The 16,174-nt window shown below is 58.8% G+C and carries 17 protein-coding genes; 5 read left to right on the top strand and 12 right to left on the bottom strand.

Features of this window, described 5'->3' with window-relative positions:
* The first annotated feature begins 131 nt into the window (after positions 1 to 131).
* Entirely contained in the window at positions 132 to 815 is a 684-nt protein-coding gene (locus tag KZ772_RS07425) for an OmpW family outer membrane protein (RefSeq protein ID WP_290539161.1), read from the top strand.
* A 147-nt stretch (positions 816 to 962) separates the two neighbouring features.
* Here the strand turns inward: KZ772_RS07425 and glpE are convergent, their stop codons facing one another.
* On the bottom strand, positions 963 to 1,283 hold the full coding sequence (gene glpE / locus KZ772_RS07420; RefSeq protein WP_290539160.1) for a thiosulfate sulfurtransferase GlpE: 321 nt from the start codon (positions 1,281 to 1,283) through the stop codon (positions 963 to 965).
* Positions 1,258 to 2,514, bottom strand: a complete 1,257-nt coding sequence (gene rhlB, locus KZ772_RS07415) for an ATP-dependent RNA helicase RhlB (protein ID WP_290539159.1) — start codon at positions 2,512 to 2,514, stop codon at positions 1,258 to 1,260. The genes glpE and rhlB overlap by 26 nt, the downstream gene beginning before the upstream one ends.
* Before the next feature lie 143 nt (positions 2,515 to 2,657).
* Between rhlB and KZ772_RS07410 the strand changes: the two genes are divergently transcribed.
* Entirely contained in the window at positions 2,658 to 2,918 is a 261-nt protein-coding gene (locus tag KZ772_RS07410; protein WP_290539158.1) for a DUF1145 domain-containing protein, read from the top strand.
* A gap of 13 nt (positions 2,919 to 2,931) precedes the next feature.
* Here the strand turns inward: KZ772_RS07410 and KZ772_RS07405 are convergent, their stop codons facing one another.
* The 4 genes from KZ772_RS07405 to KZ772_RS07390 all read right to left on the bottom strand — a co-directional run bounded on the left by KZ772_RS07405 (position 2,932) and on the right by KZ772_RS07390 (position 6,155).
* The gene (locus KZ772_RS07405) at positions 2,932 to 3,519 is read right to left on the bottom strand and encodes a DUF938 domain-containing protein (protein ID WP_290539157.1); all 588 of its coding nucleotides are present in this window, start codon (positions 3,517 to 3,519) and stop codon (positions 2,932 to 2,934) included.
* A gap of 6 nt (positions 3,520 to 3,525) precedes the next feature.
* Positions 3,526 to 4,365: an SDR family NAD(P)-dependent oxidoreductase gene (locus KZ772_RS07400; RefSeq protein ID WP_290539156.1), complete on the bottom strand. Its 840-nt coding sequence runs from the start codon at positions 4,363 to 4,365 to the stop codon at positions 3,526 to 3,528.
* A 243-nt stretch (positions 4,366 to 4,608) separates the two neighbouring features.
* Positions 4,609 to 5,352 carry a lysophospholipid acyltransferase family protein gene (locus tag KZ772_RS07395; protein WP_290539155.1) on the bottom strand — a complete coding sequence of 248 codons (744 nt, stop codon included), beginning with the start codon at positions 5,350 to 5,352 and terminating at the stop codon, positions 4,609 to 4,611.
* A gap of 77 nt (positions 5,353 to 5,429) precedes the next feature.
* The gene (locus KZ772_RS07390; RefSeq protein ID WP_290539154.1) at positions 5,430 to 6,155 is read right to left on the bottom strand and encodes an START domain-containing protein; all 726 of its coding nucleotides are present in this window, start codon (positions 6,153 to 6,155) and stop codon (positions 5,430 to 5,432) included.
* 341 nt (positions 6,156 to 6,496) lie between these two features.
* Between KZ772_RS07390 and KZ772_RS07385 the strand changes: the two genes are divergently transcribed.
* Together KZ772_RS07385 and KZ772_RS07380 are read left to right on the top strand one after the other, a co-directional pair.
* A complete protein-coding gene (locus tag KZ772_RS07385) occupies positions 6,497 to 7,693 on the top strand; it encodes a sialidase family protein (RefSeq protein WP_290539153.1) in 1,197 nt (398 codons plus the stop codon).
* The gene (locus KZ772_RS07380) at positions 7,683 to 8,333 is read left to right on the top strand and encodes a hypothetical protein (protein ID WP_290539152.1); all 651 of its coding nucleotides are present in this window, start codon (positions 7,683 to 7,685) and stop codon (positions 8,331 to 8,333) included. The genes KZ772_RS07385 and KZ772_RS07380 overlap by 11 nt, the downstream gene beginning before the upstream one ends.
* On the opposite strand, the gene KZ772_RS07375 is transcribed toward KZ772_RS07380, so the two are convergent.
* Complete coding sequence (locus tag KZ772_RS07375) at positions 8,282 to 9,829, bottom strand: sodium:solute symporter (protein WP_290539151.1); 1,548 nt, start codon at positions 9,827 to 9,829, stop codon at positions 8,282 to 8,284. The genes KZ772_RS07380 and KZ772_RS07375 overlap by 52 nt on opposite strands.
* Before the next feature lie 72 nt (positions 9,830 to 9,901).
* Positions 9,902 to 10,498, bottom strand: a complete 597-nt coding sequence (locus tag KZ772_RS07370; RefSeq protein ID WP_290539150.1) for a cold shock domain-containing protein — start codon at positions 10,496 to 10,498, stop codon at positions 9,902 to 9,904.
* 269 nt (positions 10,499 to 10,767) lie between these two features.
* Between KZ772_RS07370 and KZ772_RS07365 the strand changes: the two genes are divergently transcribed.
* Entirely contained in the window at positions 10,768 to 11,808 is a 1,041-nt protein-coding gene (locus KZ772_RS07365; protein WP_290539149.1) for a GNAT family N-acetyltransferase, read from the top strand.
* 526 nt (positions 11,809 to 12,334) lie between these two features.
* Here the strand turns inward: KZ772_RS07365 and KZ772_RS07360 are convergent.
* The 4 genes from KZ772_RS07360 to KZ772_RS07345 all read right to left on the bottom strand — a co-directional run bounded on the left by KZ772_RS07360 (position 12,335) and on the right by KZ772_RS07345 (position 15,994).
* A complete protein-coding gene (locus tag KZ772_RS07360) occupies positions 12,335 to 12,700 on the bottom strand; it encodes a hypothetical protein (RefSeq protein WP_290539148.1) in 366 nt (121 codons plus the stop codon).
* A gap of 194 nt (positions 12,701 to 12,894) precedes the next feature.
* Positions 12,895 to 14,802, bottom strand: coding sequence for a M48 family metallopeptidase (locus KZ772_RS07355; RefSeq protein WP_290539147.1), 1,908 nt, complete (start codon positions 14,800 to 14,802; stop codon positions 12,895 to 12,897).
* Between the two features lie 10 nt (positions 14,803 to 14,812).
* Positions 14,813 to 15,400 carry a LemA family protein gene (locus KZ772_RS07350; RefSeq protein ID WP_290539146.1) on the bottom strand — a complete coding sequence of 196 codons (588 nt, stop codon included), beginning with the start codon at positions 15,398 to 15,400 and terminating at the stop codon, positions 14,813 to 14,815.
* A gap of 138 nt (positions 15,401 to 15,538) precedes the next feature.
* Positions 15,539 to 15,994: an Mpo1-like protein gene (locus KZ772_RS07345; RefSeq protein ID WP_290539145.1), complete on the bottom strand. Its 456-nt coding sequence runs from the start codon at positions 15,992 to 15,994 to the stop codon at positions 15,539 to 15,541.
* Positions 15,995 to 16,174 lie beyond the last annotated feature (180 nt).

The following is a 16,174-nucleotide window of genomic DNA, read 5'->3' as shown; positions in this document are numbered from 1 at the left end:
TAGTAAAGCCTCTTTTTATTGATTCAGAACAATACCCCTGGTCGCAATCGGCCTTTCAATAGTGCCGGTGCGGTGGCCATGTGAGGGTTTCTGGTCGCTGACTCTATCTTGCTGGAAGAAAGGGGTACTGTATGCAACTGCGAGGACAAGGAAAAGCGGCGCTGCTGCTAACCGGGATGTTGATGGCCGGGCCTGTCATGGCCCATAAAGCGGGGGACGTGATTGTGCGTCTGGGGGGACTCAAGGTTGAGCCGGATGCCAGCAGTGAGACCTTCAATCCGGCCCTGCCGGCAGTGGGGGGGCTTGGTGTGGACGTGGATGACGACACCCAAGTGGGCCTGACGCTGGCCTATATGGTGACCGACTCCATTGGTGTTGAGCTGGTGGGTGCGACTCCCTTTACCCACGACATCCTCCTGGAGACCGGGGGCGGTGATATTGCCATTGGGGAAACCAGCCACCTGCCGCCGACGCTGCTGGCGCAATACTATGCGCCACAAGTCGGGCCGATGCGGGCTTATGTTGGTGCGGGTTTGAACTACACGCTGTTTTTTGACGACAGCATTGATGATTCTGTGGTGAGCCCGCTATTGGCCGGTGCCGATGCCGATGTGAAGCTGAGTAACTCCATGGGCTTTGCCTGGGAGGTGGGGGCCGACTTTGCGCTCGACGAAAACTGGTTGTTCAACGTCAGCGTCTGGAACATCGATATTGATACCGAGGCACGGCTGTATGTGAATGATGCCCGCGTGGACAAGATCGATGTGGAAATCGATCCGTGGGTCTACATGGTGGGGTTGGGCTACCGGTTCTGAGGGTGAAACCGTCCGTTCTTTAGGAGTCTGCCTGAAGGGCAAAAGGCTCGGCTGCAGGCAGCTTCCAACAAAAAGCTGATGAAACCGGGCGAAGGAAAAACTCGTGACGATGGCCACGGCACAGTTATGCGGGTCATCGTCAGGAGGTCAGGCCATTTCTTCCAGCAGTTCCGGGAAGCGCTGGCGCAGGACTTCATAGCCACCGTCCAGGCTGACCACGTCACTGAATCCCTGTTCGTTCAACCAGTCGGCGGCGCCCTGGCTGCTGTTGCCGTGGTAGCAGTAGATCACCAGCGGCTTTTCCGGAGCGGTATTGGCCAGGAATGGTTCCACGTTGGCCTGGGTCAGGTGGACGGCACCGCGTAAATGGCCAGCAGCAAAGCTGGCCGGGTCGCGAATGTCCACGAACAGGGCATCGCCTTGCTCGAAACGGGTTTTGCCCTCATCCGGGCTGATGCGTTTTGCCATTGTCTGCGTCCTTTTCGGCGAGCAGGTCCGACGGCGGATACTCGCATTCCAGTTTCATGCCGATGGCATTTTCCAGTTCCGGCAGCAGGAAGGCATCATCTTCACAGGCGAAGCTGATGGACATGCCGCTGGCGCCGGCCCGGCCGGTACGGCCGATACGGTGCACGTAGTCTTCCGGGTCTTCCGGCAGGTTGTAGTTGACCACGTGGGACACGCCGTCGATATGGATGCCGCGGCCTGCCACGTCGGTGGCGATCAGCACCTGCAGATCACCGGCGCGAAACCGTTCCAGGGTCTTCATGCGCTGGGTCTGGGGCACGTCACCGGAGATCAGTGATACCTTCAGGCCTTTCTTGTGCAGGCGGTCACTGACCCGACGGGTAATATCCCGGCGGTTGGCGAACACGATCACCTTGTCCATGTTCATGCCGGTGATCAGGTTGTAGAGCAGGGTGAACTTGTCATCGGCATTGGTGATGTAGACCTTCTGCTCCACGGTGTCGGTGGTCACCTGGGTGGGCTCGATTTCCACCACTTCGGCGTCTTCGGTCCAGCGGCGGGCCAGGTTCATCACATCCTCGCTGAAAGTGGCGGAGAACAGCTGGGTCTGCCGGTATCGGGTTTTCGGGGTCATGCCGACGATACGTTTCACATCGGGGATAAAGCCCATATCCAGCATGCGATCCGCTTCATCCAGTACCAGGAATTCCACCCGGTCCAGCCACAGGTCGCGGCGCTTGGCGAAATCCAGCAGGCGACCGGGAGTGGCCACCAGAATGTCGATCAACTCGTTCTGCAGGCGTTCCTGCTGACGGTTGAAGTTCATGCCGCCAACCACGCTCATCACCTGCAGGTCGGTGTACTTGGCCAGCGCTCTGGCGTCCTTCTCGATCTGCATGGCCAGTTCCCGGGTGGGGGCCACGATCAGGGCACGGGGCTCGCCCGCGTAGCGTTTTACCTGGATCGGGTGGCGCAACAGGTCGTTGATCACGGTGATCAGGAAGGCGGCAGTCTTGCCGGTACCGGTCTGGGCCCGGCCAATGGCGTCGGCGCCGGCCAGGGTGTGCTCCAGGACTTCTGCCTGGATGGGGGTGCAGTACTGGAAGCCCTGGTCGGCGATGCCGCGCATCAGGTTCAGGTCCAGATCGAAATCGTGGAAGCGGGTTTCGCCGTCTTTTTCCGGCACCGGGAACTGATCCAGGGTCCAGGTGCTTGTGTTGTCTTTTTGCATGTATTCGCTCAGTCTGAATGCAAGAGTATGTGCCGATATTGGCACTGGCGGCACACAGCCGCGGGCGGTAATCAGTCCACCCGTTCCTGCTGAAAACGGGGTATTGTAGAAAAAATAGCCAGCGCTGTCAGAGGATGTTTGCTATGGGCTTGCTTCGCGGCGTTATTGTAGTGTTTTGGGTGGCGGTAGGGTTAGCCATTTTCCTGGATCTGCCATCCCCGTTTGATCGCTTGCTGTTGGGGGCCGGTCTGGTGGTGGCGGTATTGCATGCCCTGGAGTGTGTCGGCTTCATGGTGTGGATTCGTCGGCGCGGCCTGTTTCACTGGCGCGATGCCCTGATGATCATGATTTTCGGGGTGGCCTATCTCAAGCCGAGGATGCGCACTATTCGGCGCACTATATAGCCCGATAGCCCGGCTAAGCCCCAAACACCAGCAGCCGGTTGTTGGCGGGCATCTCATGGTCGGCCAGCAGGCGTCGTTGCTGGCGGGCAAACTGTTCCACTACCCACTCCTGATCGCGAATGCCGCGATTGTCGTCCACATCCTTTAACCACTGATCAAATTGACGGTTGGAGTCACTGGTGTACTGGCCGTCGTAGTTGAAGGGGCCATAGACCAGAAATTTGCCCCGATCAGTCAGGTGTCGACAGCCCTCCCGGATACAGATTTCCACCAATGACGCGGCCATGATGTGGAAGGTGTTGGCGGTAAACAGGTAATCGAAAGGGCCGGCGGGCCATTGAGCGGCCACATCCAGCTCTATCGGTGGCAGTGCCCGGCTGCCCGGATCACTCTGCCATTGCCTTATATGGGGCAGGTTGGCGGCCATATCGGAAGGCTGCCAGTGCAGATGGGGAAGGCGCCCCGATAACCAGGCCGCATGCTGGCCGGTGCCGGCGCCGATCTCCAGCAAGGTGCCCGGCACCTGGCAGTGCTGTTGCAGCACGGCCAGGATTGGCACCTTGTTATTTTCGGCGGCCTGGGAATAGGGACGTTCTTGCAAGGATGCTTACTTCTTGTTCATGTACTTCTGACCCATGGCAACCAGCTTCTGGTAGCTGGTGGGCAACAGGCGTTGCATGGTGTCCACGGCAACCGCATCAGAGCCAATCAGCACCCGGCGCTTGTTACCGCGCACGCCCTTGAGGATGGTGCTGGCGGCTTCTTCCGGAGTGGTGCGGAACAGTTTCTCGAAATCCTGGATGGCCTTTTCCTTGTCGCCACCGGTAATACGCTCAACACTTTTGTCCATGCGTGCGGCCTTGGCAATGTTGGTCTTGATGCCACCGGGGTGCACAGAGGTACAGGAAACCGGGCTGTTTTCCATTTCCAACTCGATGCGGAGGGACTCGGTGAAGCCGCGCACGGCAAACTTGGCCGCATTGTAGGCGGACTGGGTGGGGATGCCCACCAAACCGAAAATGGAAGAAATATTGATGATGTGACCTTCGCCGGCCTGCTTCAGGTAGGGCAGAAATGCCTTGGTGCCGTATACCACTCCCCAGAAGTTGATGTTCATCAGCCACTCGAAATCGTCGTAGTTCATGTCTTCAACGGTGGCGCCAAGGGCAACACCGGCATTGTTGAAGATCATGTTGGCATAACCGAAATGATTCACTACGTCATCGGCAAAATCATAAAACGCCTGACGATCGGCCACGTCCAGTTTGCGGGTCATCAGCCGGTCTTCACCGAGCCCCAGCAGATCGGCGGTTTCCTTCAGGCCGGCTTCATTGATGTCGGACAGAGCCAGCTTGGCGCCGGCGGACGCCAGTTCCTGGGCCAGGGCACGGCCAATGCCAGAACCGGCACCGGTGATAACGGCAACTTTGTCTTTAAAATTCTTCATGATGACTCCTGTATCCGCTAATTCAGTTGCAAGTTGAAAGTTCAAAGTTTCAAGGCGCGGGTCAGAGCTTTTCAGTTGGCACTGCTGGCGCCTGCGCTTTTCAACGTTGAACTTTCAACTTGCAACTCGATTTGGCGACCGAGTGTAGACACTTTGTCACTGCAGAATGGGCCAATCTTGTCGAACAAGGAAGTCCCTCCGTGACGGTGGCGCCGCCGGGTCGCGGCGCTGAGGATAACCGGCTCAGAGGCTGGGCTGGGGGCAGGCTTCGCCGAGGGGGGCGGCAATGGCTGCCTGGCTCTGGTGCATCAACTGTACCAGCTCCGCCTCGCTGGAGCCCACCGAGGCGATAGCGGGGTGCAGGGTGATCTGGGCATGCTGTCCTGGGCGCAGTCGGGCGGTCCCCGGTGGCAATATCTCGAAGGTACCGGTGAGAGTGACGGGGAGCACAGGCAGTTGCAGATCCTGAGCCATTTTGAAGGCCCCTTTCTTGAACGGCTTGAGCTGCCCGCTGCGGCTGCGGGTGCCCTCCGGGAAGAACAGCACGCTGGCACCGTTGGCCAGGCGGGTGCGGGCCTGGTTGAGGCTGGCAATGGCGGCCTGGGTGTCGGAGCGGTTGATGAAGATATGGCCGAGCTTTTCGCAGCAGATTCCGATCACCGGCATCTGCCGCAGTTCATGTTTCATGACCCAGCGGAAGTCCACCCCCAGATAACCATAGAGCACAAAAATGTCGAACTGGCTGAGGTGGTTGGCGACGATCACATAGCTCTGGCCGGGCTGCAGGTGTTCGCGGCCATGCACATCCACGCGCACGCCGCTGTAGAGCAGACACAGTCTGGCCCAGGGTACGGCTGTGAGGCGGGCGACCTGATCAGCAGGCAGGAAGGGAACCAGCAGCAGACAGACTGCTCCCAGCAGCAGGGTGGTGACCGCGACCAGCGGGACAAAGACAAGCCAGCTATAAAGGAAGAAAAACAACCGCATGGCGAGGAGCTCTCCGTACCTGTTCAGGTGTTTCCCTTATGGTAATGGAGAGCTGGCCGAAAATGACAGACTGATAATTACTTTGTTACGTTTTGATTTTTTGTGCTGTTTGCTACCGCCGCCGGACGACCGGGGCCATGCAGATCCAGATAATCATAGTAGTGATTCTGGTATTCCGGTTTGCTGACGATGCGGCGCAAGCGCTCCAGAGTGAAGTAGGGGGCATCACGCAGCAGGATGTTGGGGATCCAGGCGGGGATATAGCCGCCGGGGTCGAGAATCAGCTCGTAGGTCATTTCCACTTCCTGGTCGCCCAGGCGCCGGAAGCCCAGCTTGCCGGTCATCTCCGGGAAGCGGATATACTCATTATTGGGGGGCAGGGCATCAGGGCGGTTGATCAGATCCACCATCACCGATTCTTCGTCTTCAGTCAGAGTCTGGGTGACCTTGGCACGCAAAACGGCTTCCCGGTCCGCCAGTGGCCAGGGTAGCTGGGTGGTAAAGCGCAGGGAGCGATCCAGCGGACTGACCCGGTTGAATTCTTCCGCACTATCCACAAAGTGCAACCACTTCGGGTAGGAAGGATAATCATTGAGCAAGGCGACCAGAGAGTATTCGTCGACGAGCGTAAAACGGGTCACGCCGCGGAAGGTCTTCAACCGGGATTCATCCCGATGCTTCATGTACACCTGGATATCGTTACGATCGCTGACCAGTTTCCAGTCTTCGAGGTCGTTGCTGTCGGCAGCCCAGGTGAAAGAGGCAACAAAGAGCGCCAGAAAGAGAACAATGAGTCTGTTCATAGAAAAAGAGGGATCCTTGCATACCTGTTATTGGAATCGAGTGCGGCGGCATTATGCCATTATTGAGATACCGCTGAACATATTTTGACCGTTGCCGGATCTTTCTGCTGCCCGCTTCGGATGATCGGTTGTCATTGGGCACTTCGGTGGCAGGCAATTTTATGCGGTTTTGCTAGACTTGCCTGCCGCAGGTCGGTGGTCCCCGGTTACCGGCACAATAACAATAGTTTTCTGGCCAGCTAACTATGCTTAAACGTGCATTTCATCTATTTGTTGGGGCTGCATTGGTAGCGGGATATTTTGCCGCTTCCCCCCCCCACCTTTGGAAGCCCGGCCCATCCATGGTCGTGGAGCCACGGGGAAAGGCGCCGGATAACGTGCAATGGCGCAGTGCTTTTGTGTCGGATGGGGACACGCCGATGGTTCATGCCGCTTCCATGCTGGAGCTGCCGGACGGTACCCTGCGGGCCTTCTGGTTTGCCGGCAGCCGCGAAGGCGCGGCGGATGTGGCTATTCATTCCTCATTGTTCGATCCACAGTCCGGTAGTTGGTCCAATGAACAACCAGTCATTACCCGGCAACAGATAGCGGATGGTTGGGGGCGCCATGTTCGCAAGCTCGGCAACGTGGTTCCGGTGCTCGATGATGATGGCCGTATGCGCCTGTTCGTGGTGGCAGTCAGTTTTGGCGGCTGGGCGGGTAGCCGAGTGGTGGTGCTGGAGTCGTTTGATCAGGGTGAAAACTGGCGCTTTGACAAGGTGCTGGTCACTACTCCCTTTCTGAATATCAGTACCCTGGTAAAAACGGCCCCTATTCATTACAGCGATGGCACCATCGGTCTGCCGGTCTATCACGAAATGGTCGGCAAGTTCGGTGAAATATTGCGGCTGGACAAGGACAACCAGATTCTCGGCAAGGCGCGTATAGGTCATGGGCGCAAGGCGATCCAGCCACTGGTGCTGGTAGACAGTTCTTCTCATGCGGTGACCTTCTTGCGCAATGAGAACGAGCCCAACAATGGCTTTCTCTATCAGTCAGAAAGCCACGACGGGGGCTGGCAGTGGGATGAGCTTGAGTATTCTTCCCTCGAAAATCCCAGTGCAGCCTTGAGCGGTCTGGCCATGGGAGAAGGCCACTGGCTGGTAGCCGCCAACTGCAACCGTATCGAGCGCGATGATCTGTGTATCCGCGAAACCCGTGATGGCGGCAATAACTGGCAGGAGCGCTGGACCTTTCACGACCGGGAACGCTGGCGCGGTGAAGAAATGACTGAGCAGGAATTCAGCGCCCTGATCAATCCGGAGCTCAATAGTGATGTGCCGCCGGAAGATCCCGCCCGGCTGCTGGAGCGAGCCCGCCACAACAAATGCGATGGCCGCCTGGGCTGTGAGTTCCAGTACGACTATCCCTACATGGTTCGCGCTCGCAATGGTGACTTGCACATGGTGTACACCTGGAACAAAACCGCGATTCGCCACGTCTGGCTGAAAGCAGATGCGGGCAAGAAAGATACCAAGGAGCCGGGTAATGACGCTTGATATTATGGTCTGCGCTCTGGTGCTGGTGGCGGTACAACTGCGTATCAGCGCCTCGCTGCTATCCGTGCGCGGGCGGATCATCCTGTCCGTGGTGGTGTTCGTCTGGTCGGTGCTGCCGTTCCCCTGGGGGCTGGCGCCGTGGGTGATCAGCTACCTGGCCGGTTTCAGCATTACCTCGGGTCTGCTGGCGATGCTGGCCATCCAGCATCGCATTGCCGGCCATTACTGGCTGCCCCTGAAACAGCTGCGGGGTGCCTGCCTGATGCTGGTGCTGATGGCGCTGTGGTTCTACCCGATGAGCCTGGGCTCCAGTTATGCCGACCCCTATGCTCTGGGCTTTGGCAATTTCGGGTTCAGTACCGCACTGCTACTTTTGGGCATGCTGGCCTGGGTGCTGCGTGCCTACGCGACCTGCATGATTTTGGCGACCGCGCAGTTGGCGTTTGGTGCCGATCTGCTGGCCAGTGACAATCTGTGGGATTACCTGATCGATCCCTGGCTGGTGCTCTGGGCGGCCGGTTGGCTGATCCGTGATCGCTTGCTGCAGGCGCGAGCCATGCCTGCACCCGCGTCGTCAGCAGTGAACAATCAGTCTTCGGCACCTGCCGACAAGGCTGATGGCCTCTCCGCTGGCCAGTAACTGGCGGCCAGATAGCCCACCACAAACATCAGCAGATTGCCGATCAGGCCGGTGTAGTAGAGATCAAAGGGGGCGCTGAGCGCCTCCGGCAACATTCCCTTGTTGGTCAGGATCGTCCAGCCGGTGAACACCAGGGTGCAGGCAATCCCGCACCAGGCTGCTCTGGTGTCCCCCCGTTTGCTGAAAAAGCCCAGCAGGTACAGCCCCAGCATGCCGCCACCCAGCAGTGACACCAGAATCGTCGAGGTGTCCTGCAGGGTTTTGGTGTCCGCCTGATTCAGCCACAGGGCCCCGGCAATCATCAGACCGGTAACGACCACGGCGATGGCCCAGGCCACTTTCAGATAATGCCTATCGTTTTGACCTGGGTGAAAGTGGCGCCGGTACAGGTCCACCACGCTCACCGTGGTCACCGAGTTGATGCTGGAATCCAGCGAGCTCATGGCCGCCGCCAGGGCGGCGGCAATCACCAGCCCGGCCACGCCGGCGGGCAGGTAGTTAGTGATGAAATAGGGCATCAGGGTTTCTGCACGAGCTTCACCGCTGAGAATGGCGCCGGCCTGCACATCCGGGTAGACCTGAAAGAACACCCACAGGGCGGTGCCCAGGAACATGTAGAAAGCCCAGATCGGCAGGGCGGTGAACAGGTACACCCACAGACCCTTGCGGGCTTCGGCGGTGGATTGGGAGGCACAGTAGCGTTGCACGGTATTCTGGTTGCTGGAGTATTCAGTGAGCCAGTTGGTCAGACCGATCAGCAACATCATGGTGGCGGTTTTTTCGCTCAGCGACAGCGACCAGGAGGTCTCGCCGGGGGCGCCGTTTTCCCAGGGAGCCAGGGCAAATTTGCCTGCCTTGCCAGCCTGATCAAACACCTGTCCGAGCCCACCGGGCAGGGCATCCAGGATCACCCACAGGCACAGCAGTCCGCCGAGCAGCAGCACCACAGTCTGCAATACATCGGTCCAGATAACGGCATCGATACCGCCAATGACCGTGTACAGGCCTACAAAGAGGCCGCCCAGAATGATGGCGGTGGTGGGTGTCAGATCGGTGACTTGCTGAATCAGCAAAGACAACAGCCACAGGATCATGGCCAGACGCACTACCTGCGCCACCAGAAAGGCAACCGCGCCATAGACACGGATCGAAGGCCCGTAGCGTTGTTCCAGAAATTCGTAGGCGCTGGTCATGTTGCCGCGCCGGAAATAGGGCAGAAAGACGAAGGCTGCCACCAGCATGGCCGGCAACAGGGCCAGGTTGGGCAGGTAGCGAAGCCAGTCGGTCTTGAAGGCGTCGGCCGGGTAGGCCAGAAAGGTGATGGAGCTGATGGAGGTGCCTACCAGAGACAGCCCGATGACCCAGCCGCGAAAGCGGCGGCCACCCACAAAATATTCCTCGGTACTGGTGTTGCGTCGGGAAAAATAGATGCCGATGCCCAGCACTACACACAGATAGCCCGCCAGGACCACCCAGTCAGCCGTTGCCAATGTCATTATTGTTCTCTCGATACAGGCAACCGGCGACAGGCCACACGCCGGGTAGCGGGTGGCCTGTCGCGAGCAGCGTTATTGTTCGATATAAACGTTATCGGCCTGTTCACCACGGTCGGACATGCGGGTATCAAAACTGACCCGGGTGCCGGTGCGCAGGCTGCGACGGCCGCCATTCTGGACCGCTTTGAAATGCACAAACAGTTCCTCGCCGCTGTCGGTGAGGATAAAGCCAAAGCCCTTGTTGGGGTTGAACCATTTCACTTCGCCGCGTTGCTGGCCGTTACCGCCCAGAGGCAGTTTGGCCGGTATCAGTTTACCCAGTGGCAACAGCGGCAGCAGGTAGGCCAGTACCGGCAGCCACAGCCACCACTGATCGGCAAACACTACGCTGCCATGGCTGGCTACCAGGCCGGCAAGGTAGAAAAACACCGCCACATGCAGGGGCAGGCGCTGGCCGCCGCCAAGCAGGCAGACCAGATTTACCACTGCAGCCAGCAGCAGGCCCAGGCCGGTTTGCTGGCTGTGGATATTGGAAATTTTCACCACGGCGAGATTCTCGTGGAGGGTGACCAGTGCCATTTCCGGAGCAAACAGCAGCCAGGCGCCGGGAATGGCTAATAACAGGGCTGCAACCACATAAAAAACGGTCAGGGGTTTAGAGACATTCATGAAATTGACGTTACCTTGTTGAGCTATGAGTGATAAAAGTAGCTGATTCTGGCCGTAACGCCGCTGTTCCGCGGAGAATATGCGGTCACAATGGGTAGCGTCGGGCCTGAAACAGTCTCTGTAAACCGCCGGAAAACGAGGCGGTATTGCACGGTGTCACTGTTTGCGACGAGATCCCAGCCGTCGGCACAGGTTGTTGAACCGTACAATTCGCGCATTGTACCCAAGCCGGCGACGAAACTCATGCGGCATGCTCATTTGGAGTCACAGTGTCTGTTTATCCGTTCCTCAGTGATGCCTTTTTCGATGCCTTGCAGGGCTGTGGCGCCGTTACCCCTAAAACCGGCTGGCAGCCTTGCCACCTGGAAACCGCTGCCGGCTGGGTGCCGCTATACGCGCGCAGCCATTCCCGGGGCGAGTACGTGTTTGATTACAGCTGGGCTGAGGCCTATCACCGCCACGGCCTGGATTACTACCCGAAACTGGTTACCTCGATCCCCTTTACGCCGGTCACAGGACCGCGCTGGCGGGGCGAGATCTCCGCAGATTCACTCTGGGCTGGAGTGCAGGAAAGGCTGAGGGAGCAGCAGGCCAGTGGCTGGCACCTGCTGTTTCCCGACGCGGCCTGCCGGGAACAGTTGCAGGAGCTGCCGCTGGTATCCCGGCAGGCCTGCCATTTTCGCTGGGTAAACCGGGACTATCGGGATTTCGATGATTTTCTTGGCCAGTTCCAGTCCCGCAAGCGCAAGAACCTGCGCAAAGAGCGCCGCCGGGTCCAGGAGCAGGGACTGACCATCACCCGTCATCAGGGGGGGCAGATCAGCGCCAGCGATTGGGCCTTCTTCTACCAGTGCTATGCCAGCACCTACCTGAAGCGAGGCCAGTTGCCTTACCTGAACGAGGCCTTCTTCTCCGCCGTGGGCGAGCGGCTGGCGGATCAGCTGATGCTGGTGCTGGCCCGGGATGGAGATCGGCCGGTGGCTGCCGCATTATATTTTTTCGATGCGGATTGTCTCTACGGACGCTACTGGGGCTGCCTGGAGGAGCGGGACGGCCTGCATTTCGAGCTTTGCTATTACCAGGGCATCGAATTTGCCATCGAGCGGCAGCTGACGGCGTTTGACCCGGGCGTGCAAGGGGAGCACAAGATCCTGCGTGGCTTCGAGCCGGTGATTACCTGGTCCATGCACCACCTGCGCGAACCGGCTTTTCACAACGCCATTGCGGATTTTTGCCGGGAAGAAGCGGCACATGTGCAGCGTTATCGGGAAGAGGCCTGCAGCCTGCTGCCGTTCCGACGGGATGGATGATTAGCTACGAGCTACGAGCTACGAGCTACGAGCTACGAGCTACGAGCTACGAGCTACGAGCTACGAGCTACGAGCTACGAGCTACGAGCTACGAGCTACGAGCTACGAGCTACGAGCTACGAGCTACGAGCTACGAGCTACGAGCTACGAGCTACGAGCTACGAGCTACGAGCTACGAGCTACGAGCTACGAGCTACGAGCTACGCTGGTTGGATAGGGAAGGTCTGGAAAGTTCCTCGTGCTTCGTCATTTCGACGAAGCCGCTGTAGGAGCTATGCTTGTCCCCCAGGGGATCTGCGACATGCGAACCGCGCTTGCGCGGAAATCGACCGCAGGGCGATCAGGATTCTCAGCGCTCGACAGGTCTATCCAAATCTACCGCCCTGATGCCATCCCAAACCTATTCGCCATGCGAGCATGGCTCCAACGGGCTGGGTGGCATGGAAAGAATCACGCCGCCAGCGCCGCTCCTACGGCAAGCTGGATACCGTGCTGGTATTTCCGCCCTGCGCTTGCATCCTTGGCATCAGGCCGCGACTTGCTGCTCGCGCTGGTAGTACAACGCCATGGTGACCAGGTCGCAGAGATCGGCGTTAGGGTGGTCCGGGGATTTCGGACCCAGGTTGGCGGTGACATCTTCCAAGTCGCTGCTTTCCGGGTCGTTCAGGTCCGCCAGAAATTCCCAGGCGTGGCCATGGTGGTCCACCAGAGTGCCGGTATAAATCCCGTCGTCAAAACGGCAGACGCTGGAAAAGACCGTGCTGTTGATATTGAACCCCTGGGCTTTCACCCAAGCGGTGAGGGCTGGGTCCAGGCTGCCGTCTCTGAGTTGCGTGGTAGTGCTGGCGACGGCATCCCAGGCATTGCGGGTGCTGGCTTTGTTCGGTTCCATGGCATTTCCCTCGGCCTTGCTCTTGAATCGTCCCTGAAAATTCACTGCTTATCACACCGCCAGCGACCAGTGGCTGAATCCTGACGATGACTGCATTTTGCCTGCAATCTCAGGCAAGCACAGAGGTGATTTGCTGCAAGGAGCGTAGGAAATATCGTACAAATGAACGATATTCATTTTTTTGAAGTGCGCATTTATCGCCTTTGATTGTCCGCAAAAAGCGGCGGTAGCGGACACTCCATCAAGGCTGCCATGGCGCGCAGCATCTCGGCTTCGCTTACCTGTACCTTGCCATCAGTTAGTACCAAGTCCGCCAGCCCGTCGATTACCGGGCCTTTGAGCAGGGGGGAGAGGTCGGCAAGCCGGTCCAGCGCTTGCCCCAGCCGCTGACTGCTGCACTGGGACAGTGGCAACAAGGTACGGGCCTCGGGCAGCAGCCCATGACTGGCTTGCCGGAACAAAGCCCGGGCTTGCTCGTCGCGAGCGCCGCTGGCCCAGGTCATCACCGAGAATGCCAGTTGCAGCTCGCCGGCCACTGCGCGGAAGCGGTGGAAACGGGTATGGCGATTGCGCCTGGCGTGGTCGTCGAGCTGTTGTCGGGCCAGGGCCACCAGTGCCCACTCGAACAGGGTGGTGCGCTGGTCTGCCCGGGTCAGCAGGGCCAGTCGTTCCAGAATCCCCTTGCGCTGGGCGGAAGGTTGTCCCTTCAGGGTGGGTAGTGCCAGATCGATGACAGGCAGACGCAGGCGGCTGCCCAGGTCGGATAATTGTTGGCTTAGTGGCAGCAGGGCGTGCAGGTGCTCACTCATACCGGCGCTCTGCAGCAGACTTTGCGGGTCGCTGTCGGAGCTACTCAGGATCAGGGCGTACAGAGTCAGTTCTGCCTGGCGGGGATTGTGGAGCTGCTTGTGCAGATCTGCGGGAATGGCTTCCAGCAGCGAGCGGGCATAGCCCACATCCGCCTCACTGACTGTACCCACCCGGCTTGACGGTGTCGGGCTGGAGCCGGCCGAGTCACCGCTGCTGGCATCCCTGCCGCCACTGAACGCAGCCACACCTTCCGGTACGGAAGCCGTGGGAAGCACATCCGATTGACCGGCACTTCGCGCCCGTGTGCGGGCCCGGGCCACCCAGTCGTTGCCCAGGGCGCCGAGGCGCTCGTCCAGCGGCGGGTGGGTGGCGAGCAGGTTGCGGAAGCGAAAGCCCAGGGTTTCCCCGAAGCACATGTGGCTCATGTCTTCGGCATGCACGGAATCCAGATGGGAGCCATCGCCGTTACGGATCTTGATCAGGGCCCCGGCCAGTCCGGCCGGGTTACGGGTGAACTGCACCGCCGAGGCATCGGCCAGCAGTTCTCGCTGTCGGGAAATGGCTGCCTTGATCAGTCGTCCGAAGAACAACCCCAGATAACCCACCACTACCAGCGCCAGGCCGACCAGCACCAGGCTGTTACCCTTGCGATTGGAAGAGCTTCGCCGGGAGGAGCCGCGCAGCATGAATTCGCCGATCTTGCCCAATGCCAGAATACCCGCCAGCACGGCAATCAGGCGCAGGTTCAGGCGCATGTCGGCATTGAAGATATGGCTGAATTCGTGGGCAATGACGCCCTGCAGTTCGTCCCGGTCGAGTTTCTTCAGGGTGCCGTGGGTCACCACCAGCACGGTTTCGGACGGGCGAAAGCCGGCGACAAAGGCGTTAATGGCCTCTTCTTTGTCCAGCACATAAAGCTGTGGGGCGGGGATGCCGGAGGCAATGCTCATTTCCTCCACCACATTGATCAGCTTTTTTTCGTCGCTGTGGCGGGTGTCCGGGTCAATCGGGCGAGCGCCGAGCATGGCGGCCAGGCCTTTGCCGCCGCGGCGTAATTGCCAGGTCTTGAACAGGCAGCCGCACAGCATCACCAGCAGGGTGAACAGGCTGATCCCCAGCGTCATGGGGTGCGTGAGCCACTGGCTGGGCGGAAGCTGCACGTCCATCCAGGCAAATGCCAGCAGTAGTGCCAGATTCACACAGACCAGAATGGCAACAACGGCCAGAAAAAAATACAGGACCAGTAGCCCGGTCTTGCGGCGGGCCCGCTCCTGATGCTGAAAGAAATCCATGGTCGTCGACTTAGAAGGTGACTTTCACCGCCTGGCGGGCTTCCTCGGTTTCGATTTTCAGCAGCTGGGCTTCCTTGAAACTGCCGAACAGGCCGCCAATGAAATTCTGCGGAAACTGTTCGCGGTAGGTGTTGTAGTTCATCACCGCATCATTGAACGCCTGGCGGGCAAAGCCGATACGGTTTTCCGTGCTGCTCAGTTCTTCCATCAACTGGGCCATGGTGTCGTTCGCTTTCAGGTCAGGGTAGTTTTCGCTGAGAGCAAAGAAGTTGGCCAGAGAACCGGATAGCAGGGACTCTGCCTTGCCCAGGTTGCTTACCGCGCCACCATCGTCGGGATGTTCCGCTGCCGCTTTTTTAGCGCTCACCGCCTGGTTACGCGCCTCGATCACCTGGGTCAGGGTGTCCTTCTCGTGGCTCATGTAGGCCTTGGCGGTTTCCACCAGATTGGGGATCAGGTCATGGCGGCGCTGCAGCTGCACATCAATCTGCGCAAAGCCGTTCTTGAAACGGTTCTTCAGGGCAATCAGGCGGTTGTAGACGGCAATGATGTAGATGATAACGGCGACGATAACGCCGATAAAAATAAGAGTCCCCATGACGATAGCCTTCCCCATGCAATTTTATTGTGGCTATAAACTACTGCAAAACTCGTAGAGGGGAAAGAAGGGTCTACGAAGCCGCTGTAGGAACGGAGCGTAGCGGAGTTCCTACAGCGGGTGTTGTTGCGGGGCGGTTCAGTATTTGATGCCCCATTTGCGATACAGAAATCCCATGATCCAGGCCGGGCCGATCATCAGGTACTGGATGTCCTCGAAGAAGGAGGGTTTCTTGCCTTCCACCTTGTGTCCCCAGAACTGGCCGATCCAGGCGACTACAAACAGAACCAGGGATACCCAGAAAACGCTGGCACCACTAGCCGCTATCAATGACAGGACAAACAGGCAGGCCAGACTGAAAATCAGCATGCCCAGAGCAATGGGACGGGAAAGACGGGCGTAGTAGAGCGTGACGCCAATCAGGGTGAGGAAGGCCCAGAAGCCGGCAAAGAAGGGGGCGGGAATGGCCCACAGGAAACCCACGATGCTGAAGAAGATCACCGGTACACAGACAAAGTGTACTTTCTTGTTGGTGGGGTTCTGGTGGCTTTCACCGTAGGCGTCCAGCCACTCATCCATGCTGCGCGTTGTCATGATGTCCTCCCGGTTTATCGTTATACAGCCAGTATAACGCCAACAGGTGGGCGGGATGCGAGGGGCAATTGATAGTGGATAGTTGAGAATTGATAACGGCGCGGATGGGCTGCTCAGGAGCCTGAAAGCAAAGAGGCCGCGCCCAGACATTGAGCGCGGCCTCCTGCGTTGGAGAATCTC

Source organism: Alcanivorax sp. (genome assembly GCF_019431375.1).
In the GTDB taxonomy this organism is placed as follows: domain Bacteria; phylum Pseudomonadota; class Gammaproteobacteria; order Pseudomonadales; family Alcanivoracaceae; genus Alcanivorax; species Alcanivorax jadensis_A.
This window is presented reverse-complemented; position numbering and strand designations above follow the sequence as displayed.